The sequence below is a fragment of the Pontibacter qinzhouensis genome, from assembly GCF_008017455.1.
Classification (GTDB): Bacteria; Bacteroidota; Bacteroidia; order Cytophagales; family Hymenobacteraceae; genus Pontibacter; species Pontibacter qinzhouensis.
The window spans coordinates 1-2787 of the sequence record NZ_VRTY01000190.1; the positions used below are offsets into that span (position 1 = coordinate 1).

Sequence of the window (2787 nt, forward strand, 5' to 3'; positions counted from 1 at the left end):
TTTTGGCGCTGTCTTGTTTTTTGTGTCTTAACTACTGATTCACAATTAATTAAACCCAAAACTCGCGTTACATAAAACTCTTGCCACTAAAATTTTAAAATTTGGTGCTTTAGTTATCTCACTTAGTGCATTGTTGGGATTCTTCATGATAGGATTTTCACTTAGAGATATGATGCTAATGATGTTGGGGGTTTCCTTAATTATCATCTATGTCTGGTACAGTATATTTGAAAAACCAAAGATTAGGTTGAAGCAGGACCTCGAAAAAGGGATAAAGGTTACTCAGGCAGCGACTGTTAATAAAATCAAAAACAAAAAGGAAGGAAAAAGTTACCTAATGAGCAATGGGTTAGAAGTTAAAGAAAGTGACTTTGAAGATGAAAATTTAATAGAGGGAAGTGTAGAAGAAGGTATTGAGCTTATTATAACCTATACTTCTTACCATAAAATGATACTAAACATAAAAAGCAAAAGTACGGCACTTAACCAAATATAGCAGTAAGGCTTCGGCAAATGCCTCGCCATCTGCTATACCACACCGTTACCTGCAAGTTAAAAATAAAGCTTTTTCTGTGTAAGGTTTGTTTCCTGAAAAAGAAACTTATAGTTTTATTGAAACGTTTAAAAGAGTGAAAGAGAAATTTAAAGTAAGGTTTCTTGAAGAAGCTGCAGAGTTTCTTGACAATCTAGATGAAAAAGCTAGAGAGAAGATAATCTATAACGTCCGGAAAGCCCAGATAGCAAACGACAAAGAAATATTCAAAAAGCTGACAGACGAAATATGGGAGTTCAGAGCCCTTTATAACAAAACCTATTATAGGCTTTTTGCTTTTTGGGACAAAACTGAAAAGAGCGATACAGTTGTCATTTCGACCCATGGGCTTGTTAAGAAGACAGGCAAAACGCCAACCGGCGACCTTGAAAAGGCTGAACGGTTAAGGAAGCATTATTTTAACCTTAAAACTAAATGAACCATGGAAAAGAAAACACTTAAGTCATATAGCCTAGAAGAAATCACCGACAAGCATATCGGTAGAAGAGGCACACCCAAGAGGGAAGCATTCGAGTACGAGTTACGTCTGGATTTACTTGGAGAAGCAATCAAGCAGGCGCGTAAAGAGCGCAACCTGACACAAGAAGAGCTCGGACGACTCGTGGGGGTTCAGAAAGCACAAATTTCCAAGCTTGAGAATAGCCTTACGGACGCAAGGTTCGAGACGGTGATAAAGGTGTTCAGGGCGTTAAACGCTAAAATCAATTTTAGTGTGGAACTACTTAACCATAGCGTTAAAGTGGCTTGAAACAAAGAAAACCAGCAGGTAACATTGTATAAACATCATGCTACGGCCGACGGCCTAGCGCGTCGTTTACACGAGACCGTTGGCGGTCATGCATAGAAACAAAAACAAAAGCTTGTAGTATATACAAAAAGAATATACCTTTATGTAAAACTTACTAACATGAAAAACCTATCACTAAAGCTGGAGGACAATATTTTTCAGGAAACTGAGAATATTCTATCCAAAGTGAATAAGAACAGAAACAGATATATAAACGAGGCTTTGGAGTTTTACAACAAGTTTCAAAAACGCAAGCTCCTTAGCAAACAGCTCGACAAGGAATCAAAGCTTGTAGCCACCGATTCCCTTTCAGTATTAGCGGAATTCGAAGCGCTGGGCGATGAAAGCTAAGCAGTATGAACTCTGGATTGCCGATTTAAATCCAAGGATTGGGACTGAAACAGGAAAAGTGAGACCTGTCGTTATCATTCAAACGGATCTTCTTAACAAATCCCATCCCTCTACTGTCGTTTGCCCCGTGACTACCAATGTTCAACCTGAATCACACATATTAAGGATTCACCTGAAAAGAGGAACAGCTAACTTAAAAGAGGATTGCGACGTTATGATTGACCAAATCAGAGCAATTGACAACTCTAGGCTCGTACATAAGATTGGTCAATTAGACGACTCTACTCGAAGAAAAATAAAAGAAAACATCAAAATCATACTTGACTTGGAGTAAAAAGCACGTCTGCCAACGGCCTCGTGTAAACACCATGCCACGGCCGACGGCCTCGCACGCTGTTTACACGAGGCCGTTGGCGGGCATTTTAAAAACAAGAAGTAATTTTTTAACTTTAAAAGAAATTACTTATGCCAAAGCTTTACGAATATTTCGGGTTAATCATCTTATTTTATTCTAATGACCATGAACCTATTCACGTCCACGGCAAATATCAAGGACGGGAAAGCAAAGCTGAGATAATTTTCGAGAATGGAGAATTCAAAGAGGTAAGAGTATCAGCTGTGAAAGGCAAAGAGCCTCTGGACAGTAAAAATGAAAAAAGGTTAAGAAAGTTAGCTGAGCATTTCAGGGAGGACATTGTGCAGAAATGGGTTGACTTCTTCGTATACAATAAAGAGGTAAAATCGGAAATAATCACTAAAAAGATTGATTAGCTATGATAATTTCAATTGACAAGGCTGTTTATCTGGACGGTTATAAGATAAAATTCGACTTCTCAGACGGGGGCAGCCAAACCATAGACTTCGAGAAATTCTTAGAAAAAGCCAAGAACCCAATGACAAAAAAGTACTTGGACAAGGACAAGTTCAAGAGCTTCAGCATTGAGTATGGTGACATTGTCTGGAATGACTATGAGATGTGCTTTCCTATATGGGACTTGCATGAGGGAAGAATATAAAAAAAACACTTGCCAACAACTAGGTCTTCGTTGGGTACGGAGTGCCCACAATGAAGGCCGGGTTGTACTTAACCGGTGCT

General features: G+C 38.8%; 7 protein-coding genes. All 7 read left to right on the forward strand.

Annotated features, from left to right (window positions below; genetic code table 11):
• Nucleotides 1-169: 169 nt before the first annotated feature.
• Nucleotides 170-496 (forward strand): hypothetical protein, encoded by a 327-nt coding sequence (locus tag FVR03_RS23815; protein ID WP_222707312.1) that lies wholly within the window; start codon nucleotides 170-172, stop codon nucleotides 494-496.
• 133 nt (nucleotides 497-629) lie between these two features.
• Nucleotides 630-971, forward strand: coding sequence for a type II toxin-antitoxin system RelE/ParE family toxin (locus FVR03_RS23820; protein ID WP_147924275.1), 342 nt, complete (start codon nucleotides 630-632; stop codon nucleotides 969-971).
• A 3-nt stretch (nucleotides 972-974) separates the two neighbouring features.
• On the forward strand, nucleotides 975-1301 hold the full coding sequence (locus FVR03_RS23825) for a helix-turn-helix transcriptional regulator (protein WP_147924276.1): 327 nt from the start codon (nucleotides 975-977) through the stop codon (nucleotides 1299-1301).
• 159 nt (nucleotides 1302-1460) lie between these two features.
• Nucleotides 1461-1691: a hypothetical protein gene (locus FVR03_RS23830; RefSeq protein WP_147924277.1), complete on the forward strand. Its 231-nt coding sequence runs from the start codon at nucleotides 1461-1463 to the stop codon at nucleotides 1689-1691.
• A complete protein-coding gene (locus FVR03_RS23835) occupies nucleotides 1681-2025 on the forward strand; it encodes a type II toxin-antitoxin system PemK/MazF family toxin (RefSeq protein WP_147924278.1) in 345 nt (114 codons plus the stop codon). The genes FVR03_RS23830 and FVR03_RS23835 overlap by 11 nt, the downstream gene beginning before the upstream one ends.
• A gap of 131 nt (nucleotides 2026-2156) precedes the next feature.
• Entirely contained in the window at nucleotides 2157-2462 is a 306-nt protein-coding gene (locus tag FVR03_RS23840) for a DUF4160 domain-containing protein (RefSeq protein ID WP_147924279.1), read from the forward strand.
• 2 nt (nucleotides 2463-2464) lie between these two features.
• Nucleotides 2465-2707, forward strand: a complete 243-nt coding sequence (locus FVR03_RS23845; RefSeq protein ID WP_147924280.1) for a DUF2442 domain-containing protein — start codon at nucleotides 2465-2467, stop codon at nucleotides 2705-2707.
• Nucleotides 2708-2787 lie beyond the last annotated feature (80 nt).